This is a genomic window from Anaerobacillus sp. QJM3NY_17 (assembly GCF_056173665.1).
On sequence record NZ_CM149685.1, the window covers coordinates 3,179,774 to 3,206,074 of the forward strand.

25 protein-coding genes and 1 pseudogene are annotated in these 26,301 nt (G+C 40.1%); 9 read left to right on the top strand and 17 right to left on the bottom strand.

Annotated elements, in window-relative coordinates:
- The first annotated feature begins 247 nt into the window (after positions 1–247).
- The 3 genes from AC0VYV_RS16625 (at position 248) to AC0VYV_RS16635 (ending at position 2,931) form a co-directional block, all read left to right on the top strand.
- Positions 248–1,180 (top strand): 1,4-dihydroxy-2-naphthoate polyprenyltransferase, encoded by a 933-nt coding sequence (locus tag AC0VYV_RS16625; RefSeq protein ID WP_430241904.1) that lies wholly within the window; start codon positions 248–250, stop codon positions 1,178–1,180.
- A 225-nt stretch (positions 1,181–1,405) separates the two neighbouring features.
- Complete coding sequence (locus AC0VYV_RS16630) at positions 1,406–1,786, top strand: hotdog fold thioesterase (RefSeq protein WP_226614868.1); 381 nt, start codon at positions 1,406–1,408, stop codon at positions 1,784–1,786.
- Between the two features lie 428 nt (positions 1,787–2,214).
- The gene (locus AC0VYV_RS16635) at positions 2,215–2,931 is read left to right on the top strand and encodes a thermonuclease family protein (RefSeq protein WP_430241890.1); all 717 of its coding nucleotides are present in this window, start codon (positions 2,215–2,217) and stop codon (positions 2,929–2,931) included.
- 189 nt (positions 2,932–3,120) lie between these two features.
- On the opposite strand, the gene AC0VYV_RS16640 is transcribed toward AC0VYV_RS16635, so the two are convergent.
- From AC0VYV_RS16640 to AC0VYV_RS16660, 5 genes are all read right to left on the bottom strand, one after another.
- On the bottom strand, positions 3,121–5,145 hold the full coding sequence (locus tag AC0VYV_RS16640) for an ABC transporter ATP-binding protein (protein WP_475373994.1): 2,025 nt from the start codon (positions 5,143–5,145) through the stop codon (positions 3,121–3,123).
- A complete protein-coding gene (locus AC0VYV_RS16645) occupies positions 5,146–6,897 on the bottom strand; it encodes an ABC transporter ATP-binding protein (RefSeq protein WP_430241886.1) in 1,752 nt (583 codons plus the stop codon).
- Positions 6,898–7,257: 360 nt separating this feature from the next.
- The gene (locus tag AC0VYV_RS16650; RefSeq protein ID WP_475367507.1) at positions 7,258–8,310 is read right to left on the bottom strand and encodes a M20/M25/M40 family metallo-hydrolase; all 1,053 of its coding nucleotides are present in this window, start codon (positions 8,308–8,310) and stop codon (positions 7,258–7,260) included.
- A 117-nt stretch (positions 8,311–8,427) separates the two neighbouring features.
- A complete protein-coding gene (locus tag AC0VYV_RS16655) occupies positions 8,428–9,384 on the bottom strand; it encodes an aminoimidazole riboside kinase (RefSeq protein ID WP_430241883.1) in 957 nt (318 codons plus the stop codon).
- A gap of 109 nt (positions 9,385–9,493) precedes the next feature.
- Positions 9,494–10,864 (bottom strand): aldehyde dehydrogenase, encoded by a 1,371-nt coding sequence (locus tag AC0VYV_RS16660; RefSeq protein ID WP_430241882.1) that lies wholly within the window; start codon positions 10,862–10,864, stop codon positions 9,494–9,496.
- 176 nt (positions 10,865–11,040) lie between these two features.
- On the opposite strand from AC0VYV_RS16660, the gene speD reads away from it, so the two are divergent.
- Positions 11,041–11,433 carry an adenosylmethionine decarboxylase gene (gene speD, locus AC0VYV_RS16665; RefSeq protein ID WP_194219625.1) on the top strand — a complete coding sequence of 131 codons (393 nt, stop codon included), beginning with the start codon at positions 11,041–11,043 and terminating at the stop codon, positions 11,431–11,433.
- Between the two features lie 42 nt (positions 11,434–11,475).
- On the opposite strand, the gene AC0VYV_RS16670 is transcribed toward speD, so the two are convergent.
- The gene (locus AC0VYV_RS16670) at positions 11,476–13,293 is read right to left on the bottom strand and encodes a terpene cyclase/mutase family protein (RefSeq protein ID WP_475367826.1); all 1,818 of its coding nucleotides are present in this window, start codon (positions 13,291–13,293) and stop codon (positions 11,476–11,478) included.
- A 131-nt stretch (positions 13,294–13,424) separates the two neighbouring features.
- On the opposite strand from AC0VYV_RS16670, the gene AC0VYV_RS16675 reads away from it, so the two are divergent.
- Positions 13,425–14,927 (top strand): hypothetical protein, encoded by a 1,503-nt coding sequence (locus AC0VYV_RS16675; RefSeq protein ID WP_475373995.1) that lies wholly within the window; start codon positions 13,425–13,427, stop codon positions 14,925–14,927.
- Between the two features lie 41 nt (positions 14,928–14,968).
- On the opposite strand, the gene proC is transcribed toward AC0VYV_RS16675, so the two are convergent.
- From proC to AC0VYV_RS16700, 5 genes are all read right to left on the bottom strand, one after another.
- Positions 14,969–15,763 carry a pyrroline-5-carboxylate reductase gene (gene proC / locus AC0VYV_RS16680; RefSeq protein ID WP_475365658.1) on the bottom strand — a complete coding sequence of 265 codons (795 nt, stop codon included), beginning with the start codon at positions 15,761–15,763 and terminating at the stop codon, positions 14,969–14,971.
- 81 nt (positions 15,764–15,844) lie between these two features.
- Positions 15,845–17,488, bottom strand: coding sequence for a b(o/a)3-type cytochrome-c oxidase subunit 1 (locus AC0VYV_RS16685; RefSeq protein ID WP_475365659.1), 1,644 nt, complete (start codon positions 17,486–17,488; stop codon positions 15,845–15,847).
- Complete coding sequence (locus AC0VYV_RS16690; protein WP_430241875.1) at positions 17,485–17,958, bottom strand: cytochrome c oxidase subunit II; 474 nt, start codon at positions 17,956–17,958, stop codon at positions 17,485–17,487. The genes AC0VYV_RS16685 and AC0VYV_RS16690 overlap by 4 nt, the downstream gene beginning before the upstream one ends.
- A gap of 15 nt (positions 17,959–17,973) precedes the next feature.
- Complete coding sequence (locus tag AC0VYV_RS16695) at positions 17,974–18,132, bottom strand: cytochrome c oxidase subunit 2A (protein WP_194219170.1); 159 nt, start codon at positions 18,130–18,132, stop codon at positions 17,974–17,976.
- Between the two features lie 226 nt (positions 18,133–18,358).
- Positions 18,359–19,084 (bottom strand): Crp/Fnr family transcriptional regulator, encoded by a 726-nt coding sequence (locus tag AC0VYV_RS16700; protein WP_475372778.1) that lies wholly within the window; start codon positions 19,082–19,084, stop codon positions 18,359–18,361.
- A 176-nt stretch (positions 19,085–19,260) separates the two neighbouring features.
- Between AC0VYV_RS16700 and AC0VYV_RS16705 the strand changes: the two genes are divergently transcribed.
- Entirely contained in the window at positions 19,261–19,809 is a 549-nt protein-coding gene (locus tag AC0VYV_RS16705; RefSeq protein ID WP_430241871.1) for a molybdenum cofactor guanylyltransferase, read from the top strand.
- A gap of 126 nt (positions 19,810–19,935) precedes the next feature.
- The gene (locus AC0VYV_RS16710; RefSeq protein ID WP_475372779.1) at positions 19,936–21,072 is read left to right on the top strand and encodes a CapA family protein; all 1,137 of its coding nucleotides are present in this window, start codon (positions 19,936–19,938) and stop codon (positions 21,070–21,072) included.
- Positions 21,073–21,107: 35 nt separating this feature from the next.
- Here the strand turns inward: AC0VYV_RS16710 and AC0VYV_RS16715 are convergent, their stop codons facing one another.
- The 4 genes and pseudogenes from AC0VYV_RS16715 to AC0VYV_RS16730 form a co-directional block, all read right to left on the bottom strand.
- Complete coding sequence (locus AC0VYV_RS16715) at positions 21,108–21,455, bottom strand: SDR family NAD(P)-dependent oxidoreductase (RefSeq protein ID WP_475372780.1); 348 nt, start codon at positions 21,453–21,455, stop codon at positions 21,108–21,110.
- Complete coding sequence (locus AC0VYV_RS16720) at positions 21,437–21,892, bottom strand: peptidoglycan-binding domain-containing protein (protein WP_430241901.1); 456 nt, start codon at positions 21,890–21,892, stop codon at positions 21,437–21,439. Before AC0VYV_RS16720 ends, AC0VYV_RS16715 begins: the two co-directional genes overlap by 19 nt.
- Positions 21,893–21,913: 21 nt before the next feature.
- Positions 21,914–22,450, bottom strand: a pseudogene (locus tag AC0VYV_RS16725) (peptidoglycan recognition protein family protein); the annotation flags it as partial.
- A gap of 126 nt (positions 22,451–22,576) precedes the next feature.
- Entirely contained in the window at positions 22,577–22,765 is a 189-nt protein-coding gene (locus AC0VYV_RS16730) for a hypothetical protein (RefSeq protein ID WP_430241866.1), read from the bottom strand.
- A 94-nt stretch (positions 22,766–22,859) separates the two neighbouring features.
- Between AC0VYV_RS16730 and AC0VYV_RS16735 the strand changes: the two genes are divergently transcribed.
- On the top strand, positions 22,860–23,315 hold the full coding sequence (locus AC0VYV_RS16735) for a divergent PAP2 family protein (protein WP_475373996.1): 456 nt from the start codon (positions 22,860–22,862) through the stop codon (positions 23,313–23,315).
- A 377-nt stretch (positions 23,316–23,692) separates the two neighbouring features.
- Here AC0VYV_RS16735 and AC0VYV_RS16740 read toward each other — a convergent pair whose 3' ends face one another.
- A complete protein-coding gene (locus tag AC0VYV_RS16740; protein ID WP_226614886.1) occupies positions 23,693–23,941 on the bottom strand; it encodes a hypothetical protein in 249 nt (82 codons plus the stop codon).
- A gap of 297 nt (positions 23,942–24,238) precedes the next feature.
- Here AC0VYV_RS16740 and AC0VYV_RS16745 point away from each other — a divergent pair, with 297 nt between their 5' ends.
- A complete protein-coding gene (locus tag AC0VYV_RS16745) occupies positions 24,239–25,369 on the top strand; it encodes a DEAD/DEAH box helicase (RefSeq protein WP_430241863.1) in 1,131 nt (376 codons plus the stop codon).
- A 62-nt stretch (positions 25,370–25,431) separates the two neighbouring features.
- Here AC0VYV_RS16745 and AC0VYV_RS16750 read toward each other — a convergent pair whose 3' ends face one another.
- Positions 25,432–26,223: a TIGR00266 family protein gene (locus tag AC0VYV_RS16750; protein ID WP_430241861.1), complete on the bottom strand. Its 792-nt coding sequence runs from the start codon at positions 26,221–26,223 to the stop codon at positions 25,432–25,434.
- Positions 26,224–26,301 lie beyond the last annotated feature (78 nt).

A 26,301-nucleotide genomic window follows, 5' to 3' on the forward strand; every position in this document is an offset into this window, starting at 1 on the left:
ATCCTTCGAACGAAGGATCGTTTTTGAATGGAAGAATAACTACTTTTACCCACCTCAAACTTAGAATAACCTTCATTTCTCTTTCGTTTGAAGGGAAATTCGCTACTTTCCTCTATTGACAGAGACTTCTTGATATTGACAAAAGGATTGACACCCCTTATCCATTTTTTTAAACTATAATGGTCACAAGGGGAATTTATAAGAAGTTTATTACTAAAGGGAGAGACACAATTATATGGAAGAGCGTATGAATAACAGCAACGATAAGCTGAACAAAGTCACGCCTTCAAAACCAACATGGCAGGTATGGTGGCGTTTACTCAGGCCGCATACATTAACTGCTTCCTTCGTCCCGGTTTTTCTGGGCACAATGCTTGCCCTTCAAAGTCATACATTACATTTTGGATTGTTTATGGCGATGATGATCGCATCTATTCTTATTCAATCTGCAACAAACATGTTTAATGAATACTATGATTTCAAAAGGGGTCTCGATCACGCTGGGAGTGTAGGAATTGGGGGCGCTATCGTACGAGATGGTGTTAGTGCAAGAACAGTATTAAACCTTGCTTTTATTTTCTTCGGCATTGCGATTCTTTTAGGTGTTTATATCTGTGTCCTTACAACATGGTGGATTGCGGTTATTGGAACAATCTGCATGGCAGCAGGGTACTTTTACACTGGCGGTCCGTATCCAATCGCCTACACACCATTTGGTGAAATTGCTGCTGGTGTATTTATGGGACTAATACTTGTATTACTTTCTTTCTTTATTCAAACAGGTGTGATTACGTTTGAAAGCATTCTCGTTTCGATTCCTATATCCATTCTAGTTGGCGGTATCCTCATGGCGAATAATATTCGTGACTTAGAAGGCGACAAAGAAAAAGGACGTAAAACACTTGCGATTCTTCTCGGACATGATAAGGCTGTAACATTTTTAGAAGGTATGTTTATCGTATCCTACCTCTGGGTGGTTGGACTTATTATTACAATTGATTCATCTTTATGGCTTTTGTTGATAATATTAAGCATCCCTAAAGCATTTAAAGCCATCCGCTTATTTGAAGGAAAAACAAAAGCAGCTCACATGATGCCTGCTATGCAAGCAACTGCTCAAATGCATACACAATTCGGACTGTTAATGGCCATTGGTTTATTATTAGCCTATTTCATTTAACACGATGAGAAAGTCAGAGATCCATTTGGTCTCTGACTTTTTTATATTTATGAACCACTCCCTCACCTTTGCATAAATTCGTGAAAATAATCCTCTATTCTCTGAATGAAAGTAAAAAGGAGTTTATTTAGAAATGCTACAGCCTATCGATCGCTAACTTTTCTCTTTTTCTCACGTTAGCCTCGTGTATACTGTAAATAAGTACATAAAAATGGGGGTAATACGATGGAATTTGCAAATACAATGTTAGAGGCACTCGGCATTAAAGCCATTACATTAACACCTGAAAAAGTTGTTCTCGAAATGCCAGTTGGACCAAGCACTCATCAACCACTTGGCTTTCTTCACGGTGGCGCATCAGTAGCCCTAGCAGAATCAGCAGCCAGCATAGGCGGCACACTTAATCTAGATTCAGAAAACGAAGCAACTTTTGGGATGGAGATCAACGCTAATCACCTCCGAAGCAAAAAAGACGGCGTCGTCCGAGCCATCGCCGAACCAATCCACATCGGCAAAAGAACAATGGTGTGGGAAATCAACATCGTAGACGAACAAGAAGAACTAATCTGCATATCCCGCTGCACCCTAGCCGTTAAAAGGTATTAAGAAAAGCGAAGCGGGCCTGCCTAAATCCGCAGGATGTTGGAGCCCATGAGATTGAGACGCTTTTTGTCTCATTCGATTGGGCGAAACAGCCGAAGGATTTGGCCCGCGCAGCTAGACATGAAAAGCGAAGACGAGCGTTTAGAAACGGAGATATTGGAACGCTTGAACTAGAACACTCAAAGAAAAGCCCGTCATTAATGACGGGCTTTCTGTTCTATTTTTCTTTCACCAATTTCTCTATAATCTTCATGATAGGTGTCTGATATTGCATAATGACATTCATCGCAAACCAATCTTCGTCGTTCCCACGGGAAGAGCAATTCTTTCTCACAGTAAATACATCCGTGATTCAATTGGATCACCCCCCTTTTAGATTATGCCTAATATGGGCGTCTAAGACCTAAGTGGAACGGAAAGGAGAGTAACAAATGATACGAATAAGACTGCCTTTTCTTTTTATCATCGTATTTTTATCTGCATGCGCTACACTCACATCTGATACAGAAATAAAAGAAAACACAATTCCGGCAACAGTGGATCGAGTTGTTGATGGCGATACATTGAAAGTAACTCTTGAAGATCGAGAAGAAACAATTAGACTCCTTCTCGTTGACACTCCGGAAACAAAGCATCCCAGTAAACCTGTACAACCCTATGGACCTGAAGCCTCCCAGTTTGCTAAGAATCAACTAGAAGGAAAAGAAATTGGTGTCGAGATAGATGTTTCAGAACGCGACAAATACGGTCGACTGCTTGCTTACGTATGGATTGGCGATCAGATGTTTAATGAGATGCTCCTTGAAGAAGGACTAGCAAGAGTTGCTTATATTTATCAGCCAAACGTAAAGTACGTTGATACATTCCAAGAAATTCAGCGTAAGGCTCAAGAAGAAGGCAAAGGCATTTGGAGTATTGAAGATTACGTTCGCGAAGAAGGATTTAACGAATCCTTTGAAGCATCTGACTCCACATCTACTGACAAGGGATCTCAACAAGGTTGTGACATTAAAGGGAACATTAATTCTAAAGGAGATAAAATTTACCACGTTCCTGAAGGATCATATTACGAGATTACGAAAGCAGAAGAAATGTTTTGTAACACAGATGAAGCCGAACAAGCTGGATTCCGCCCCTCTCAACGATAGATGCAACTACTTATTACTCTCTTCAGACTGAAAGACGAGTGAGATAAAGAGTTCACTAAAATAAGCCAAAGATCGAGAATCAACAGTATACCTAACATATCTAATAGAAAAAGAATGGGGTTTGCACCCTCCAACATCAAAGCCGTAGCTTAAGCTACGGCTTTGATTCATTTCATCTACTGATATCTACTAAACAGCCTGCTCAACCTTTTTCCCTTGTTGAAGCTGATACATTTGGAAGTACCTTCCCTTTTGCTTCATCAATTGATCATGATCGCCTCGTTCAACGATTTCACCTTGGTGAAGAACAAGGATTTGGTCAGCCTCTCGAATTGTTGAGAGTCTGTGAGCAATGATAAATGTGGTACGACCCTTTTTTAAAATATCCAGCGCATTTTGAATAATCATTTCTGTTTCGGTATCAACATTCGAAGTCGCCTCATCAAGAATTAAGACAGCAGGGTCAAACGCTAGTGCCCTTGCAAAAGAGATCAGCTGTCTTTGCCCCGAAGAAAGCGTGCTTCCTTTTTCGATCACTGCCTCATCATACCCGTTAGGAAGAGATCGAAGCAGCTGCTCTGCTCCCACATCTTTTAAAGCCTTTTCAACTTTTTCTCTTGAGATCGAGGAATCATTAAGACTTACATTCGAAGCAATCGTTCCAGTGAACAAGAATGGATCCTGGAGCACGATCGCCATATGCTGTCTTAACTGCTGCTTTGGAATATCTTGAATATTTTGACCGTCGATAGAGATCGTTCCTTTTTGGTTATCGTAAAATCGGAATAATAAATTCATAATTGAACTTTTCCCTGAACCAGTATGCCCCACTAGGGCAACCGTCTGACCTTTTTTCGCTTCAAATGATAGTTCCTTTAACACATATTCTTCTGCTTTGTATGCAAACGAAACATGATCGAAAGTGACATTCCCATCATAACGAGGAAATTCACCATCTGATACATCTTCCCCCTTTTCATCAAGAAGCTCAAAAACTCTGTCCGCCGCTACTAAAGCCTGTTCTAAATTAGCTAGCTGGTTCACCATATTTGTAACGGGTTGAAATAAGCGATTCAAATAATCCACAAAAGCATAAAGAACACCGAGACTCACAATAGACCCAGCCGTTAATGAAGCTCCCCCAAAGTACCAAATCAATACTACAAATGAAATATTCCGTAGAATGTTCACAAGGTTATGTGACATTAAGGAATTCAAATTCAATAGCTTATTTTGATAAGTAAAATGGCTGTCATTCAGCTCTTCAAATTCCGCTTCAGTCTTCTCTTGACGTTTGAAAGCTCTTATTATCGACATGCCCTGAATGGATTCATTGATCATTCCGTTAATATCACTAATCCTTGTTCGAATGACCTTATTGAATTTCGACGCATATTTACGATAAACGAAGATCCAAATCAGAAGGAGTGGCACAATCGTTAATGTAATCAACGCAAGCTTTACATCAAGCAAGAATAAGGCGATAAATATCCCTGTCATATAAAAGATGCTTGTGAAGAACGTTGCGAGCACCGTCACATAAAGCTCTCTTATTGCCTCCGTATCATTCGTAATTCTTGCCACAACTTTACCGGCTGGTAAATTATCAAAATAGTTGATATGCAAACGCTGAATCTGGGAGTAAACATCCGTTCTCATTTTTTGAATAATACGGTTAGCAGAGGTTTGCAATAGAAGTCCCTGCCCATATTCAAAAAAGGATGCGAACAATAGAAGCCCAAAGTAGAGCGCTATTAACCAGACCATCGGTTCTATTTGCGGTTGATAAAAGGCAAGCAGTTCTTCATTGCTTATTTCTTTAGCTTGATAGGATTGTTGTTCCCCATCCTTTTGAATCGTGATAAGGTTGTCGTCAACCGACCGTTCTCCATCGTATGCGATCGCTTCATCAACGAAATAGTAGTCGCGACCTACCTGAAGAATCCTTACTTCCTCTCCTTTAAATTCATCGCTCCCAAAATGATCACTTCGTTTATACCAGTCCCCATCATATTTAACAGCTTCTTCTCCCTGATCTGTTTCATACCAGGGATACTCAATCCCCATAATATGGACATCAATCATACGTTTCGCAATGAAAGGCCCAGAGAGCTCTGCTGTAACAGCTACCATTAATAAGAGTAAAGCAATAAGAATATTTTTCTTAAAACCCAGTGCATACTTAACTAATCGCTTTCCTACCTGTCGATTCATTTACAGCACCTCCTTCAATGAATCCTCAAGCTGCTGTCTGTCAAATTGGTCACGATACCATCCCTTTTTAGAAAGAAGCTCTTTATGAGTTCCTTCCTCAATCACCTTGCCCTCATCAAGAACGATAATCCAATCAGCATGCTGAACACCCGACAAACGATGCGTGGCTATAAACGTCGTTTTCCCAGAACGTTCATTGCGAATATTGGATATAATTTGTGCTTCAGTTTTTCCATCAACGGCAGACATTGCATCGTCTAAAATTAATATTTCAGGATTAATCATTAGAGCTCGCGCAATGGATACCCTTTGTTTCTGTCCACCTGATAAAGCGACGCCTTTTTCTCCAACAAGCGTCTCAAGCCCTTCAGGGAGCACATGTATATCTTTTTTAAAGTCGGATAGCCGCAGCACTCGATCAATGTCTTGATCTGTTCCATTATTTTTACCAAACAGAAGATTTTCTCTCACCGACCTTGAGAAAAGCATCTGATCCTGAGGAACATAACCAATCCAGTTTTGCAGAGTTTCGAGAGAAATTTCTTCGATCGGCACATCAGAAATTTTGATTTTCCCTTTACCGACTGGATATTCTCTTAAAAGTTGCTTCAGTAATGTCGTTTTCCCACTACCTGTTCTCCCTACAACGCCTAATGTTTGGCCTTTCTTCAGAGTAAATGAAACATTTTGTAAATTCGTAACAGATGAAGAGGGATACGTAAAAGTAACATCTTCAAAAACGATCGTACCTGGTGTATCCAGATATTGAGGAAAATGGTGTTCTTTCACATCCTCTTCATGAGACAGCGTCTCTAAGACACGGTTCAACGATGCATTTCCTCGCTGCATGACGTTGATCAACTCTCCAACCGCAATCATCGGCCATATGAGCATCCCCAGGTACACATTGAATGACACCAGTTCTCCGAGTGTTAGGACTTTATGAAAAACGAGATACGCTCCATACCCTAACCCAATTAAATAACTAATCCCGACAAGAACTTTAATAGTTGGCTCAAATAAAACATCTACTTTTGCTACTTCAATATTTTTCTTATATACATCTTCCGTTAAGTTCTGAAACTTCTGCTGATCTGCCCTTTCTTGTACATAAGCACGCGTTACTCGAACTCCTGCAATCGATTCTAGTACTTGATCATTCATATCTCCGAACGAATCTTGGGCAGCTGTAAAGCGCTTATGAATGATTTTTCCGTAACGATTCATGGCAAGAGCCATAAGGGGTAGAGGAAGAATAGCCGCAAGCGTTAATTTCCAGCTAATAAGAACGCCCATTGTAATCAAAATAAGAAACATAAAGATCGTTGAATCTACTAATGTTAAAATACCAAATCCTGCGGTAAGGGAGACAGCTTTTAGATCATTTGTGGCCCTTGCCATCAGGTCTCCAGTTCGGTTTTTCTCATAAAAGGATGGCGTCATTTTAAGGAGGTGCTTCATCAATTTAGATCGGAGCGCCCTCTCAACTAGAAAGGCACCACCAAATAATTGGTACATCCAAATATATGTGACGATATAGACGACGAGCAATAACCCTCCATAAAAAAATAAATAATTTCGTAAGCTTTCCCAGGTTAAGCTTCCTACGTTTATTTCATCAATGGCCATTCCGATTAATTTTGGTGGAATGACCTCGAGAATACCCCCAAAAATCAATAAAGCAATAGCAATGCTATACCGTTTCCAATGCTGTTTAAAAAACCAGCTCAATTTCCGTAAAATAGAGAACAACTTAATCCCTCCTAACTTTTTCCTACAGTTATGCTTTCTGATTGACTATTTCACCATCCTCCTTACATGGATCACTTCATTTCCCCACTGTCACTTTTCTCAGAAACCAAAAAAGACATAACCGCATGCGGTTATGTCTAATGACTTCTTAAGACATAGAAAAGGGCACACGTCTATGACGCGCGCCGATTCCTTTACTGTGACAAAGGGGTTACATCCCTGGCAAAGTGCGTCTATGAGTACATGAAGTTAGTTGTTGGATATCTTTCAAAATATGTCTCATCACACACACTCTCCTTTACCGTTATTTTTCACTCTGTCATCTTAGCACTATTGTCACAATTTTGTCAATATTATTATTTAAGTTAGTGGATTCACACTTTCTTCGCCTGTTAAATCCGCTATCATTTCCACGAGCAAATCAATTTCTTCCTGCATATCTTTTAAACTTACTGTTTCTACCGGCGCATGCATATAGCGAAGCGGAAGGGACACAAGTGATACAGGAACACCGTATCCTGTTAAACGAAGCTTATCTGCATCCGTCCCTGTCATTCTTGGTGTTAACTCATACTGAAGTTTCAAATCAAGCTTTTTAGCAGCCTTTTCAAGGAGCTGATTGATTTTTATATTGATTGGAGCGCCTTTCGCAAGAACAGGTCCACCTCCAAGATCAACCTCTGTGTGCTTTCTTGCATCAATTCCAGGATAGTCTGAAGAAAATGTAACATCACAAGCAATGGCCATTGTTGGTTGAATTCCTGCACCAGCGAAATAAGCACCACCCATGTTTGTTTCTTCATTCACTGTACTAACAGCATAAACACCTACTTTAGGGTTACGCTTGGCTACTTCACGAAGAACTTCTGCTACGATAAATGAACCAGTCCGGTTGTCTAATCCTCTTCCACTAATTCGGTCATTTAAGAGGTGCTCAACTTCTCGTTTATAGACTGCGAGGTCCCCAATTTGGACGTACTTCTCGATTTCTTCTTTTGTAGCTGCACCACAGTCAATATAGAGGTCTTCGAAATGAAACTCTTTCGCCCCTCCGTGATGTTCTGCATTGACACCAAATACACCTGTTAACTTTCCATGTGTGCCTAGAATTGTTACTTTCATGCCAATAGCAGGCTTATGACTAATTCCACCTAATTTCTCTACGCGAATAAATCCATTTTGATCAATTTGCTTCACCATAAATCCAATTTCGTCACAGTGTCCTGCAAGAAGCACTTTAAATTCTGCTTCTGGATTAAGAATTCCGATCGCATTACCTGCGTTATCCGTTTTAATGTCATCTGCAAACTCTCTTACATAGTCCATCCATTTATGCTGGATTTCCATTTCAGCTCCTGATGGAGAAGCGGTTGATAACAATTCTAATAAAAAATCACGGTTCATACGATGCACCTCCGAATAGTTTATAAGTTCCTTTTTCATTGTATCTTACAGCAAGACTTCATTCTAGTTTTGTGCAATGGCGATCTTGTACACAAAAACACCCCGCACATTAGCGGGGGTGCTTCATTATTTCGACTCTTTTAATAATATTTCTTCCACTTCTGTTTTCGTTGGAAGAGCGGTCATTGCACCCTTCGTTGCAGCTGCTAAAGCACCAGACACGCTAGCAAATTGCGTCATACGTTCAAGCTCTTCACGCGATAGATCACTAAGAGAGCCTTCATATTCATTGAAGCCGTGTAAAATGCCAGAAACAAATGCATCTCCTGCGCCTGTTGTATCAACGGCTTTAACTTTCATAGCAGGTACTCTAAGTGAGTAGTCTGGTGTGAAAACGAGACTACCTTCACCACCCATAGTAATAAAGATCACTGGAATACGATAATGAGCGAGCTTCTTAATTCCATCTTCGATCGCTTCTTCACCTGTAATGAATGTGAGCTCTTCTTCAGAAAGTTTTAGTATATCTGCCTCTGATAACATTGAAACGATCGTTTCTTTAGCTCTTTCTTCACTTTCCCATAGGCCTAGTCGTAAGTTCGGATCATAAGAAATGATTAATCCATTTTCTTTTGCTTTTTCAACCGCTACCTTAGTTGCACTTCTAGAAGGTTCACTAATCATTGAAATTGATCCAAAATGAAGGATACGGTGACGCTCGAATAAATCGTCACTTATTTCTTCTGCATGCAAAAAGCGATCGGCACTTGGGTTTATGTAAAAGTCAAAACTACGCTCTCCGTTTTCTGCATTTGTAACAAAGACAACTCCGGTTCGGGCTGACTCAGTTAGGATCATCGTTGATACATCAACACCATAATTTTTTAGCGTTTCTTGGAGAAATCGTCCGAGGACATCATCCCCAACTTTCCCTAGAAACGTGGAGTTAACACCGAGACGTGCAAGTCCAACGGATACGTTTGCAGGAGCACCACCAGGACTTTTTTGATACGTGAGATTGTCCTTGTCCAGAGGAATAAAGTCAATTAATGCTTCACCAAGACTAATAACACCTTTACTCATATCTACTTCCCCCTAAGTTAATCGAGAATAGAGCAGTGCTCAGAATCATTCGAGTACTGCTTTTCGTAATCATATCACGACACGGTAGATCACTAAAGAAAAAACCTTGTTATCCCATGATCCTTTTTATCATTTTTAGCCCGTTTTTAGCAGAGGGATAACGAAATGCAAAATCGAATTTCGTTGTTTGTTTCACAATGCTTTTCTGATGAGAAAATGCTTCAAAGCTCGCTTGACCATGATAGCTTCCAGTACCGCTTGAACCAACACCACCAAATGGTAGATAAGGTGAGACGATATGCATTAACGTGTCGTTCATACATCCGCCTCCAAAAGAAATAGAAGAAGTGATCAAATCTTGCATTTTTTCAGATTCTGAGAAAAAATAAAGAGCAAGTGGCTTTGGGCGTCTGCGTACATCATCAATCACAGTATGAATATCTGTGAATTCAAGAACAGGAAGGATCGGACCAAAGATTTCTTCTTGCATGACAGGATCTTCCCAAGACACATTATCCATAATTGTTGGGGCAATGACACGTTCCTTTTCTTTATGTTGCCCACCTATTAATACGTCACCATCATTTAGGAATTCTTTTAATCTTTGGAAATGACGATCACTTACGATGTGACCGTATTTCTGATCAGACAATGGATCTTCTCCGTAGAATTCAACCAGGACTTGAGCCATTTGTTCTAACAATGCTTTCTTTACATCACGATGAACGTATAAATAGTCTGGAGCGATACACGTTTGTCCAGCATTTGTGAATTTACCCCACATGATTCGTTTAGCAGCTAAGTTTAAATTAGCATCTTTATTTACTATGGCCGGACTCTTTCCGCCAAGTTCAAGCGTTACCGGTATAAGTTGTTTAGCCGCAGCTTCCATCACAATTTTTCCGACAGGAACACTTCCTGTGAAGAAAATATGATCAAACGATTGCTTTAATAACTCCGTACTCGTATCTACGCCACCTTCAACGACAGCAATATACTTTCGCGGAAAGACTTCTCGAATCATTTTGGCAATCACAGCAGACACTGCGGGTGTTAGTTCCGATGGCTTTAAAACGGCACAGTTCCCCGCTGCAATGGCACCAACAAGAGGGGCAATCTGCAGCTGGAATGGATAATTCCAAGGAGCAATAATTAATGTAACGCCATATGGCTCTCGATGAACATAACTTTTAGAACCAAGATGAGTGACAGGCGACTTCGCTCTCTCAGGGCTCATCCACTCCTTTAAATGCTTTAGCGTAAACTTTATTTCTTCAAGCAGAAAACCAATTTCAGTTGTATAAGCTTCCCACTCTGATTTATGAAGATCTTCCTTAAGTGCTTTTAATACTTCAGGTTCATATTCTTTAATGACTTTTCTTAATGTCTCTAGCTTTTGTTTTCTGAAAGCATACGATTTCGTTTCTCCATTATAATAATACTCTCTTTGTGTTCTTACTATTTCTTCTATCACTTCCATCGTATCATCTCCTCAGGCAAGTCTCTTTATTGTTCTTAAGTTTAAACTTTTGAACATAAGGTGTCAAATCAAGACACTCCTAATGTTTAAATATCTCATTCATAGGGGAGAAAACTGTATAAAACGATTTACTAAAATCAAAACTATAGGATGCAACCAATAAGGAGGCTATTACCATCGAAACATTAGGTCACCATATTATCGCTGAAATGTGGAACTGTAACAAAGAGAAATTAAACGATTTAGTCTATATAGAAGAAACCTTTGCTAGTGCAGCACTTGAAGCTGGAGCCGAAATTAGAGACGTAGTCTTCCACCCGTTCGAGCCCCAGGGAATTAGTGGCGCCGTTATTATTGCTGAATCCCACCTTACCATTCATAGTTTTCCTGAACACGGATATGCTTCAGTAGATGTCTATACTTGCGGGGACAAAATTGACCCTTCAGACGCAACCAATGCTATTGCAAGAGCACTTGAAGCGAAGAAGATACACACAGTAAAAATTCCTCGTGGAACTGGAGAAATCACTGTGAATGAAGTTGAAAAAAGCGGCGTCGAAGCAAAGTAGAACGATCAAGAGCGGATGCATATCGTGCATCCGCTCTTTCTTTCACTCCTGATTCAACAATTGTCTGTAATGGGCAAGGGCAAGGAGCGGCCAGATCATTTTATAACTGTGATAGTGAACGTAAAAGCCACCTGGTAATCCTGCTCCTGTTGGATAAGTGAGTTCTTTATTTTCAAAAGCGCCTTTCGTAAGATACTCTACTCCTTTATGAAGTGCATCACATTTATCTCCACAAATTGTTAAAGCATCAACTGCCCAAGCGGTTTGGGAAGGTGTACTATAGCTAAGAGAAATATACTTTTTTTGTTCATCACTTTTACATGATTCTCCCCATCCACCATCTTCCTGCTGAATCTTTTTAAGAAATTCTAAACCCTTACTGATTGCAGGAAAAGACGCACTATACCCCGCTGCCTTCAGTCCAGTTACAGCTGCCCATGTACCGTAAACATAGCAAATCCCCCACCTTCCGCACCATGAACCATCACTCTCCTGGTTGCTAACAAGCCACTTTACTCCTCTTACTACTGATGGATGATTATGTTGTAACCCAGCGAAGTTACATAGAAATTCGACAGTTCTTCCGGTAAGATCGGCTGACGAATCATCAGGAAAAGAAGATTGCGCTCCATCGATCGGTAGATCTTTCAATAGAAGAGCTTTTCGGTCTGTTTCAAATGCGGGCCATCCCCCATCCTTATTTTGCATCGCAAGTATCCAGTTCACTCCTCGCTGCCAGCTGTTTGAGGAAGAAGCATGTTTCATTGCTCTCAGGGCAGCTGTCGTATCATCTACATCTGGATGAATACTGTTTCCTTCACTAAATCCCCATCCCCCAGGTATAATATTCTGTTTTGCCATCGCCCAGTCTCCAAACTTTGTTTGTTGATTTCTTCCTAAATATTTACTTGCCTTCATAATGATAGGATCAACACTTGAAAGTCCTGCTTCTTGGAGCGTATGCGTTATTAGAGCAGTATCCCAAATCGTAGAGGGAGAGTTTTGAATATGATTCTCTGACAAACACAACATCCCCTTCAAACCATCTATAGCACGTAGAATAACCGGAGACTGTTTTTCATAACCAAGGGCGAGCATGGCATAAATCATGAAAAATGTGGCAGTAGCATAATTTAATAACGTTCCATCACTTTCAATTCGCTGTAACATATATTGTTCAGCTCTCTTTCTTGCTTTGAACAACTGATTATCTGGAAATTGAACTATGGAATCCCATAATGATTTGATAGCGTCTGAAAAAACGCGTTCTTCATTTAATAAATGAGCGAGATCAGGTGTCCAGCTCGTCTTAATCGAATAGCGTAGATCCTGACATAAGATGATTGGCGCAAAATGGAGGCGGGCATATGAGCTTAAATCAAAGAAAGAAACCGGGAAGGAACCAGGAATAAGCATAAATAACATCGGAAAATGGAAAAGCTGTGGCCATTCCAGATGACCATTTAATGCTAGAAAAACTTTAGTCATTGAATCCGTTCTCTCTATCCCTCCCCACTTTCGGATATACAACTCAGCTTTCTTCATCTGAGGATGCTCCCGCTTTATTTTCCCCGAATAAAGGAGGCTATGATACGCCTGAACTGTAGCCGAAAGATTCCCTTCATCATCTTCAAATAGCTTCCAATACCCGCCCCTTGACTGATTCATCAGCAAACGATGGACAAGCTGATCCACTAATGTTTCTTCTTTCAACCCAAGTGTTCTTATGAGCACAATCATAACTGCATCAGTTAGAAGACTATTCTCAAAACAGTAATGAAATGAGCCATTCTTCTCCTGGTGACTTACTGCTTCTTTTACTAACTCATCTATTCTCTCATTCACCCTCTTCATATCCATAACGGTACCCCCTGAATTTAGCTACCGTATTGTATTCACGAAATCTTTTGGCGATTCAAACTAAAACCTATTGTAAATTTTTTGAAACTTGTGTAAAATTCAAACGTATGTAAGGAATAAGGAGTGATTGAATGAAAAAATTTGGGCTTCCCATACTAACTGGCCTCGTTATTTTGTTATTAATTTTTCTCCATCAGCTGTCAATTCTTCAAGAAAAACCCGACGAAGAATGGAGTAGAACAATTGCTTTAGACGTAGCAGCTGAGGATAGTGAAATGTTTGTGGAACATGAAGAAGAAGTAAGTACGCTATATTTCAGCGGCGATCCTGTGCGAAAAGTCGTCGTAAACGAACAGCTTGAAACATCCTCAGAAAATCTCGAGTATGTTATTCCTGAAGGGTACTCTTTCTATGTTGATGATAAACAAGCCATTTACAAAAAAAAGGATGAAATTATCTATGCTCGAAATGGAGAAGAGCAATCCATCCTGAATAAGATTGAAGGTATAAATGCATCAAATGATGGGGTTATAGCCTGGTCACGCCACACGGTTTACGCCATTTCTCCAGAAGGAACAATTGATTCAGAAACGAAGTTACCTCAATACATAAAAGGTGGAACCCTTGCAGAAAATGGACAGTTATTTCTTTATGTTCAATCAGAAGATACAAATCAATTTCTAACATTTGACCCGGGCAAAGAACCAGTTATTATTCACGAAACCCCTCTCTCGTCAGGAGAATTATACAGCAATCTCCAGATGATCCAGGTAGATGAAACCTTGACGTTTACATATACAGTTAGTGCAACAAGACAGGGAACAAGAGTGATTAACACTTACTTCGGCGAAAGTATTAGTGGAGAAGAGGCTAAAGTTAACCTCTTGAAAATCACTAATGTTGAAACAGGAGATAGCTTCCCAAGGCCTAACTATTTCTCTTTAACTAAAGTAGATGGAAAACCTCATCTGTTGTTTAGTGCAGACGGCGAAATATCTCCGAAACGTTCTGTTATAAGTATTTATGAAGCATCTCGCCAGGATGGAGAATGGGTGGCTTCTAGAAGAAGTACAAGTGAGGAACTTTCAATACGACCTGTTTCGATTACAGATCAATCGCTAGTTTGGATGGACCAAGAAGACAATGGCCTGGTTTTACATGGGGCATCTACTGATTCAACCGTAATTGAGAGCAGTAATGAAACGTCAAAAGATGATCTGAAATTCGCTCTTTATTATACATTCACAGCAATTGTAGGTATGTTCGCAATGCTAGCTTTTTCCTTTGGTTTTCTGATTCTACCGGCAGTTGCTTTAATGTACTTATATTTTGCAAATACAACTGCAGTTGAGCAGGATAAGAGCTGGGTAGAATGGACAATTGTCCTCCTTTGCGTTGGGTCCCAGATGATTTTCTTACCTTCGATTCTTGACGGCCCCTTTCAAAACCTTGCCCCTACCTATCTTACGTTTGAAGGAGCTCCATACGTCTGGCCAGTGATTATCTTCCTTGTCTCTTTCATCATCAGTCGAATAGGACAGGACCAAGAATGGACCATTCTTCAGCGTACTTCTTATCAGCTAGGATTAAATCTTGGAATACTCATTTTCTTGTTAGGACCTTATATTTTATAATAATCAAAAAGAGGATGCCCGCTTTAATGGGCATCCTCTTTTTATTTCGCCTGTTCAGCCGCTTTGTCGTTTACAGCGAGAATCGCCTCATGCAGAAGCTGACTGAAATCTCCTTTCCTCAGAACATCTAGTCCTGCAGCAGTAGCCCCACCTGGTGTTGTCACTTGATCACGCAATTCTCCTGCGTCTCGCCCATCTTTAAGCATTGAAGCAGATCCATAGATCATATGCACAACAAGCTTCCTCGCTACATCAGCAGTTAATCCATAAGACGCAGCCGTTTTTTCAAGTGACTCTGCTAAGTGATAAACAAATGCTGGAGCACTTCCCGTAATTGCAGTAAGATCATGAATTTGCTTCTCAGACAACTCTTCAGACTCTCCGATAGCATCCAGAATGACCTGAAGTGCTTCACGATGATCCTCTGTAACGTGATTTCCACACGTGAATAATGAAATTGACTCACCGATATCAGCCGCTGTATTCGGCATGATCCAGGCTGTTGGACGTCCTGGAAGTGATGCTTCTAAAATAGAAGGACCTATGCCTGCAGCAACTGTAATGATAAATTGATTTGTTACTCGATCAGCTAGCTCTTTAAGAACAGCTGGATGTGCTGCTGGGGGCATTGCTAGTATGACAATATCATGTTCGGTAATGACATCCTGCCATACTCCTGTTTCAACATCATACGTTTTTCTCAAATCATCCAATTTCTTCTGATCAGATTGATTCGTTACCGTAATTGTCCCCATATTTCCAGACTGTTTAAGTCCTGAGAAAATAGCCTCAGCCATGCGCCCAGCACCAATAAACAAGATATTAGACTTTTTCAATTATACCCCTCCTCTTTTCCAACTTAACTATACCAAACTGATGTACAATAGAAAAACGCCGGATTATAACCGGCGCTTTGATTACCAAAATTTAAACCCAGGAGACCCGGGTGGTGCATGTTCAATCATATGAACGACCGGTACTGTATAAGCCACAAGTATGAGTATTGTCGCAATACTAAGCCATAGTCGCCAGTTTTCCAAAATAGCAGGCGTTTTCTCTGCATCTTCTGCCACTTCTCCAATCGGAAAATCTTCTTTTCCTTTTGGTGCAAAAAACGTGAGGTTCACAATAATGTAAACTAACAGCAAAATGGCAAGAAACAGGATTGATCCACCAACGGCCATCGTCACTTCATATGGAATCCACCCTAATGCATCAGGGTTATCCCGATAAGTCGTATAAGCTGTTCTCCTCGGTGCACCAAGTAAACCCACTGTATGCATGGCTCCTGACATAAAAAACATGCCAATCGCCCACAAAATTGTTTGCAAATTCGCAATGCTGTGCATTTTCCCCGTCAATACTCTTCCAGTAAGATGAGGAATTAGCCAGTAAGCAATGCCAAAGAAAGTAAGAGCCACACTTGAGGCAACGGTAAGGTGGAAATGCCCAGTTACCCAAAGCGTGTTATGCACAATCTGGTTCATTTGGTTACTTGCATTAATGATCCCACCAGCACCAGCTGGAATGAAAATCAACATTCCGACCATGGGCGCAAAGAACCGCGCATCTCTCCATGGTAATACTCTGAACCATCCAAAGAGGCCCTTTGCCCCTTTGCGACGACCAGCGATTTCAAAAGAAGCGAATAGTGAGAAGGCCGTCATGAGTGAAGGAACAATAACCATAAACGTTAACACAACCTGTAGAAATTTCCAAAAAGGAGAAATGCCAGATTCGAGTAACTGATGATGAAATCCTACCGGTATCGAAAATAGCAAGAAAAGGACGAAAGACAAACGTGCTAAAGAATCACTGAAAATTTTACCACCTATAATTTCGGGTATAATAACGTACCAACAGACGTAGGCAGGTAATAACCAAAAATAAACGAGTGGATGACCAAAATACCAGAAAAGCGTACGACTTAGAAGAATATTAATTTCATCCACCCAACCGAATGACCAGGGAATAAACTGAAAGATAACTGAAACAGCAACACCAATCGTAGCGACAAACCACAGTACCATCGTCATCACAGCCATGAAGCTAAATAATGGAGATAGCTTCTCATGAGAAACTTTTTTCCAAATGTAGTACTGATGACACATCGCACCGCCCGCTAACCATGTTCCGATAATAAACAACGTTAATCCAATATAAAACCATGGAGACGCTTTTAACGGGGCATAGAAAGTATACAGAACCGTTCCCTCATTTAATAAAACCATAACAGTTGTAAGAACTGTTCCAATCGTCATTATGATATATCCCAGCCACGCCATACGGTATGGTTGGTCATAGAACTTCCCCATTGTTCTGCTCATGCCGGCATAAAAGAACCCAATAATAAAATAAGTTGTAAAAATAAGTGCGAGTAAGATCCCGTGTGCAGTTAAAAGCTGATAATATCCTATTCCTGCTGGTAACTGAATTGTTCCACTTCTTACTAACGTTTGTAGTAATCCTGCAATACCACCTAATAGAACAGCTAGAAAGGCAATTAACAAATGAGCCATACTGAGCTTTGCATCATTTCGATCTACTATAGAATGACTCATTTCGTCACCTCCAGAGGTACACCCATTGCCTGATGTCCTACCCCGCAATATTCATTACATAAAATCAGGAATTGTCCTGCCTCATCAAACGTATGTGTAATGGTATTCACGTGCCCAGGAGTAATCATCATATTGACATTCGTCTTTGGGATTTGAAATCCATGAACAACGTCTTTACTAGTAACTTTAAAATGAACGGTAGCCCCTTCAGGTATTTTCAGCTCATCATTTGATTGGAAGGTGAAGGCTTGAGCAACTAAAACCGCTTCATATTCATTCTCACCTATTTTCTTTAAACCAGGTTGATCAAAGGGCGCAGTTACATCTACTTTTGTTGGATCAAGAATTTCGTTATCACTCGGTGGCGTATGCCCCATTGCGAAAGCGTTCACACCAATGACTAAAAGAAAAAGAATAAGTGTCCCGCTTCCAATCATAAGCCAAAGTCTTTCTAATTTGTGCATGTGCATCTCTTTTCCCCCTTTCTAAAGACGAACCATATATAGCCAGTAAACCCCAAACCAGGATAATAGAATAAAGCCACCAAGTAACATTACTGCGACCATCGTCCCTTTCAGGTTTGGTCCTCCCTTATTTATTACAACTTTTCTCGCTGTTTCTTTCTTCTCCTCAAGAGCCCCCATCACTCATCCTCCTTTATACTTCACTATAGATTTATTGTATGAGAATACACATTCCTAATCTGTGACTAAACTCACTAAACAAGAGAACATTCACGAGTTAGCTAATATATCTGAATTTAGCCAATATTTATCGATTTTGGCGAGTATCCTCTTCCACAACCTCCGCACGCCATCACGATCAAGACAAAAAAAGAGTTCAGGATTAAAACTCCTGAACTCTCACGCCTTATAACCTGCATATGTTTTTTGGACAGCCTTCGCAATGACATATGGCTTTCAATTTATCGAGATCTTCAATCAGGATTTCTCCCCCATCATAGGCTATAATCTCATCTTTCTTAAGCTGGTTGAGCATTCGATTAACCGTTTCTCGAGTTGCTCCAATCAAGTCTGCAAGCTCCGCATTTGTAAACTTCGTAGTCATACGAATACTTGATCCTTCTTCAAACCCATAAGTATTGGCGATTCTAATCAAAGTTGAAGCGAGTGCTCCATGCTTTCCGAAGAACATCAAATCGCGTAATTTTGTTTGGGTAAAACGCTGCATATAGCCCATCCATTTCATAAACTCAATGGCAAGATCCCCATTTTGCCATAAAATTGTTTCAAGATCTTTCTGCTGGATGATACCTAGACTACAATCCGTCATGGCTTCTGCACTAAAGCTATTCTGCACATGACTATCATCATGGAATTCTCCGAACAGATCTCCTGCTTGAAAATGATAGAGTACAAGATCTTTACCCTCATCAGAACTCTTCGTAAGTTTTACTGCTCCGCTTTTCAAATAATATATATGATTCGATTCATTGCCTTCCCAATAAATCGTTTCTCCACGCTTAACCTGTTGTTCATACATTAATTCTGCTAATTTAATAAAATTACCCTTTGAAAATGACTGTGTATTGTATCCGCCTTTATTCATAGTGGAGATGGGACAAGTAACTTTCATGATTTTCGCCTCCTATAATGTTTCTCTTAGCATCATTATAAGAGTTCCACTCCATTCTAAGTGTGATATACATCACACCTCAATCATTTTTCTCTTGAAAATGTGACATTGTTTACAGCCTAGTTTTCCTCAACCATATTACATTTAAGGTAACAAAAAATTGGAAGGTGATGAGCATGCTAACAGGAATCATTTTAGCCGGAGGACGTAATGATTATGTAAACGGTCACCATAGATCCCTTCTACTACATCATAATGAGCCAATCATCTTATGTCAGATCAAAAAAATGAGTCAAATTGCAGATGAGGTCATTATCGTTACAAATACTCCTAGAGAGTTACTACCACACGTCCCAACAAATATTCGCATCATTACGGACTTTTATCCAAATAGGGGACCTATAGGAGGATTGCATGCCGGACTATCTCTCGCTAGAACAGAAATAGCATGGGTTATTGAAGTAGACACACTTTCCATTTCAACATCTATAACAAGTAAACTAATTAAAAACGTATTGCGTTATCATGCAGATGGCGCAATTCCATTGGTAGATGGGACACTTAAACCTCTACAGGGCGTCTATAGGACAAGTACAAAAGCAACCTTAACGAAGTTACTTCAACAAGAAAATACCACTCTGTCTACTTTTCTAGAAAACATTCACACCGTTTCAGTGAGCTCTAATTCAAACTATAAAATCCGACCACATCATACGCCCCAATAGACATGGTGAATTCACCATGTCTATCCTTTTGATAGGAACATGCTTTTCTCATCAAAAGGTGATAATATAACGGTGATGCAAACTAATTTCATATTAATAATATACATATGGATATGGGTGAACTTAATGAAAAAAACATCCGTTATTGTTGGAATACTTTTCTTTATTGTAGCTGGTCTCATAGTTGTGCTTTCTACACAAAATGAAACTGAACCTCAGCAGCCGTCTGAGCTGCTCACGACCTATCGGAACATCTCTCAACAAACTGAGGAGAATACAGCTATTCAGAATGCTTCCTTAACGCTTTCGGCGGTGGGAGATATACTCATTCACGACCGAGTTTATGAAAAGGCAGTAGTAGGCAATGGATTTAACTTTAATCCAATGCTTGAAGATGTTCAAAACCAATTAAAGAAAGCTGATATTACGATCGCCAATCAAGAAACCGTCATCGGCGGGACATCAATCGGCCTTTCATCTTATCCTTCTTTTAATAGTCCAACAGAAGTTGGGGACGCACTTAAAAATTCCGGAGTAGATATTGTATCGATGGCGAATAACCATACTTTAGACCGAGGAGAAAAAGCCATCCAAAATGCGATTAAACATTGGAACAAAATCGGCGTTCTTTATACAGGAAGTTATGTTTCAAAAAAAGATCGCACTATCATTAGAACGATTGAACATAATGGGATAACGCTGGCTTTTCTCTCCTATACTTACGGAACTAATGGCCTCCGCCCTCCTGGAAATAAACCTTATCTTGTGAACTACATTGATAAGCAACTCATAACTCAAGATATTCAAGAAGCCAAAAAGGTAGCGGATGGGGTAGTTGTAAGCTTACACTTTGGAAATGAATATGAACGCTATCCAAACAATAACCAGCTAGAACTCAGTTCTTATGTAGCTGAAGCGGGAGCAAACCTGATTTTAGGTCATCACCCCCACGTTCTCCAGCCGTTGGAATGGATTGAAACAAACGACAAGCGCAATGTATTGGTTGCCTATTCACTAGGTAATTTTTGGTCAGGTCAAAAAGGGGATTACAAAGATATCGGAGGCATTCTTGAGGTTGAATTCGTCAAAAAGAATTTCCGAGGAAACTCTATGCTCTCAATCACTTCCCCAGCATTTACACCGACTTATGTAGATAATGAGTATAAAGTCCACCCGCTAAGTGAAGTAAAACCTGATTTATTAAATGAAATGAATCTTCATATGAAGCAGTGGATGCCTGATTTACTGGTTCCAAAACCATAGAAAAAAGCCCGTTATCAACGATAACGGGCTTTTTTCTACGATAGGGTATACCCACCATCAACAACAAGATTATGACCATTAATATAACTTGCGTCCTCACTTGATAGAAAGTAAACCACTTTTACGATTTCAAGAGGCGTTCCAAATGACCCTCTAGGATGTTGTTTATAGGCTTTCTGAAACCCATCCTCTGTGCCATATAACTTCCAAGCAAGAGGGGTATCAATTGGTCCTGGCGAAATAACGTTCACACGTATTTTCAGCTTCGCATAACGACTTGCCAATGATTTCGATAGTGAGACGATACCTGCCTCTGTTGCATTGTAAGCTGGAAGAGCTGCGTTGGAGGTTCTCAATGCGCTACTTAAAAAAGCATATTCCATGTATCTGGACCAACAATCCCATCTACTGATAATCCCTTTCTTTTCTGATAAGCTCTTACAGCCTTTTCAGTTGCGGGTCCAAAGATACCATCGGGGTTCACATTAACCGCTCGTTGAACGGCCTCTACATCTTTGCCACGATCGCCATTCATCACATATCGACCAGGATAAGGTCTTACTGGAGCATTCATAGCGAATCCACCTTTTGGAGCTCGCTTCAAAGCAGCAAGTGTTTTCGGACCAACAATCCCATCTTCCACTAGACCTGTTAATCGCTGAAATTTCTCAACTGCTTCCTGCGTCTCTCTTCCAAAAATGCCGTCCGCCCCAAATTCACGCAGGTCCATTCCTACACGAATGAGAAGGTCTTGAATTCTCTCAACTTCTTTCCCACGATCACCTGCACTAACAATAAGTGTGCTAGTAGTAGATTTCACCTTCCCAGGGCTACTTATTTCTTTAAAGTTTTTCCAAACGCCTGTTACATCTTCAATAAAAGTTGACCATGTAATTCCATAGCGATTTAATGCATTCTCAGGGTCTGTTCTACGTGTTGGATCAAGTGTTGAGTGGGCAACTATATCTGATTCAGGATCGAGTTTATATTTATCACATAAATAAGCATGGTACCAAACATAGCGGTCATATGCCTCTATAAAGGATATACCTCCTCCCCAACAAAGTTCCACACCGATCGCTTTATCGTTCGCATCTCCGTTATAAAGGAGATTGTCCTTTTCCGTTACATAACGTACATGCCATGCTTTTTCAGTTAATGGAATGATTTCAAGAATAATCGAATCATCAATAAACGTATGAGCAGACGCTGAGATAATATTTTTAGCAAAATAGGCTCGATTTACGTATGCCGTTGAACCTGGATTACCTGTATCATGAGCGACAATAAAGCTAATTCCATCATTTTTTTCTTTTGGTCTGGACTTACCTTTATCAATATAATCTCTAGTAATTGTATATTTTGAATTACTTGCCATTATTTCACTCTCCCTTTCTTTGCTTCCCCCCTCCTCTCTAATATCCATCATATGTAAACAATTCTTATCTGGCTCGCTTCTTTGTGTCTTATCAAATAAAATTAGTCAGGTGCTGAGTAGCCCTGACTAATTAATTGATTCTTCGTTATCAACTAGACAATCATTCATAAACCCTTCCCAATCACTAAATTGATAAAGAGTCGGAGTGAGCACCAATTTTTCTAATATCCCTGCATATGTTTCTTTGTTGTTATCATCTATTAACGGTGATAGAGCTGTTCGAATCATTTCTGCTTCTCTACGCGTTATGTTCATATGAAGTCCTCCTTTCGCCTTTTTACATAATTTCTCCGATAGACGTCATAATCATGTGCTTTTTTTGCCAGAATAACGATGAGGTGAACACGAAATGAACCAGGGAATGAATACAGCTTTATCAGCGATCATGCTAGCACAAGGATTAAAAATAGTAACACATAAAGCGAAATCGGGAAATTGGGATTGGCGCCCTTTCTTTCAAACGGGAGGAATGCCAAGTTCTCATTCTGCAGGTGTATCTGCTTTAGCTACTTACACAGCATTAAAAACAGGAAAAAGCTCTGTCGAAACAGCACTGGCTGTCGTATTTGGAGTGATCGTCATGTATGATGCACAGGGCATTCGACGACATACGGGCGAGATCGCTCGATTGGTCAATGACCTAGATGAAGACATCGAACTATTATCGGGGCACTATCCTGATTTATTTCACGCGAGACGAGATGTTGAACTAAATGAACTTCTAGGTCATCAGCCTGCTGAAGTGGCCGGTGGTGCTTTGCTAGGGATTGCCCTTGGCTTAATAGTTTATTTCTCGAGGAAATAATTAACAAATAAAAAGTTGACAATCCTTCTCAAGCGTGTATAATGTGTAGTTGGGGTAACAAAAACCCGATATTAACAACTAGCTCCTTTAAAATAAGGAGAACTAAAATTCATAACTGGAAAGGTATGAACAGCATGATTCTAATTGGCTTGTATCAAGTTAATGGCCATACTACAATTGCTGTTGATCCTCCTCACTCACACTGGCGCGGCTTCGGAGCCGTAAGGATGGAAGAGAGGTAGGGCTTTCGTTGTTTGAGAGATCAACAGATCTCTATGGTATGTTTACCGCGGCAATGAAGGAGTTACTGTTAATAAATAACGATCGTTATATAAAACGTAGAAAGAGCGCATCTAAGCGATGCGCTCTTTATCAATTTATAGAGAGTTGCCTTCATCTTTTCTAACAATGATGTCGGCAATCACGCCTCCAGTATAGAGGATGGATGAAATAATTCCACTAACACCAAATGCACCTAATGCGATAATCCAGCGCATTGGATAAGGTTCTTCAATAGTTGAATAATTTGGTAAGTTTTCTCCAAGGGTAATACCAATGAATATAGCGGCCACAATACCTGCTAGTAATGTGTATACTGACATCTTTCTAAGTAAATATCCGTTCACGTTCATTACCTCCTTCTCTCCTAATCATTCCCTCTAAATAAGCAACAAAACATGAAAGGAACCTGATCAATAGTGAATTAGTGGACTAGTCATTATTTATTTCCTGGTGTTTATTGTGGTAAAACCAAAGAGCTAGGTAAAGAGAGAAAGTATTGAACAACGGCTACTATGTTAAAATAAGATGAAACACTACAAAAGCGCACCAATCATGAAAGTGTTAAAGACATAAAGTACTGATACGACATTTAACAGAAGCCCCCTGTGGCCAACTGTATACGAAAATAAAGGAGCAACGATATGACAATGTTTGATCAACACCCTTTTCTTTCTGAAAACTGGCAAGCTGCCGGCTTTAGTAATTTCTCAATGGTTCAAGAACAAGCCATTCCTCGGATCTTGAACGGAGAAGACTTACTAGTTGAAGCTCCAACCGGCACTGGAAAAACACTTGCTTACCTTTTACCGATTATGCAAATGCTTGATCCAAATAAAAAAAATACACAGGCCATTATTCTTGCTCCTACGCGAGAACTCGCCATGCAGGTTTTTGAAGTTTCTCAACAATTCCTAAAGGGCAGTAACATGACAGCTGCTTCAATGATTGGGGGAGCTGCTATTAAACGACAGTTAGACAAGCTTAAGAAGCACCCCCAGCTTATCGTTGGTACACCCAATAGAATTGCCGAGCTAATTGATATGAAGAAATTGAAAATGAACGAAGTAAGAACCCTTGTAGCTGATGAAGCCGATCAAGTGTTACATCCGTCTACCTTTGAAGATGTCTCCTATATTTGTCAATCTGCGCTTAGAGATTGTCAGCTCCTTTTCTTCTCTGCCACGCTCAGTGATAAAGTGCTTTTGCAGGCAAAGAAACTATCTGATAATCCATCCGTCTTAAGCATCAAAGCTACAGCAGAAGACAAAAAAGCGATTGACCACAGTTACTATGTGACAAATCGACGAGAGAAGCCAGAATTACTGCGGAAGCTAGCTCGTAAAGACGGTGTAAAAGCGCTAGCCTTTGTTAACAACAGTAACTACCTCTCTCGATTGAAAGACATTCTTGCAACTAAGAAAATTTCATTCGATGTATTAGATAGTTCGACAAATAAAACGGAAAGAAAGAATGTATTAAATCGTTTCCGTAATGACCAAATCCAATTGCTTTTAACAACTGACCTTGCTGCAAGAGGACTAGACATCGATAATATTACTCATGTTTTCCACTATGATTTATCTGAAGATGCAAGAACATACCTGCATCGCTCAGGACGGACAGGACGCATGGGGAAAGAGGGTTCAGTTGTCACGCTATTACTCCCTGGTGAAGAAAAGTATCTTGAGAAAATCACCCAAAAGCTAGATCTTGAACTCACTAGAAAGAACGTACCAAGACCATCTACTACTAAATCTCGTAAGCGTCATTAAGTAAAATACAAAAAGCTGCCTTTCATCGATAATCATTGATGAAAGGCAGCTTTTTGGTTCTATTAATCCCCATTAAACATATCGAAAAGACCTCTTGCCATACTTCCCTCGCCCTTACTTCCACCTGGCGTTTGAGGCATAGCTGCAAATACTCTGCTTGCAAGACGACTAAACGGAAGTGACTGCACCCATACAGTTCCAGGCCCTTTAAGCGTTACAAAAAACAGCCCTTCTCCACCAAATAAAGCTGTCTTTACTCCTTTAACAAACTCGATATTGTAATCCACCTCTCCAGTCATCGCCACTAAACAACCCGTATCTAGACGAAGCGTTTCCCCAATTTGAAGCTCCTTTTTGTGGATCGTTCCTCCAGCATGGACAAAAGCCATACCATCTCCCTCTAGCTTCTGCATGATGAACCCTTCTCCTCCGAAGAAACCAGTGCCTAATTTCTTCTGAAGCTCGATACCTACTGATACGCCTTTTGCTGCAGCTAGAAAAGCATCCTTTTGACAAATAATCTTCTTATCCCATTCACTTAAATCCATAGGGATAATTTTCCCAGGATAAGGTGAAGCAAAAGATACATGCTTTTTCTCTTTTCCTTCATTTGTAAAAGCCGTCATAAACAAACTCTCGCCAGTTAAAACACGCTTACCTGCACTAAATAATTTCCCCATTATCCCGCTTTGTTGACCACTTCCATCGCCAAAAATAGTCTCCATTTCAATATGATCTTCCATCATCATAAGGCTCCCTGCTTCAGCAATAACAGTTTCCCCTGGATCTAGTTCAACTTCTACAAACTGCATATCATCCCCATATAGTTTAAAATCTATTTCGTGGTTGTTCATTCACAGCTCTCCCTTTTATCATTGTGATAGCTATACGTTCTAACATAATGAAAGGTTTCGACTTCCTTACAGTAAAAA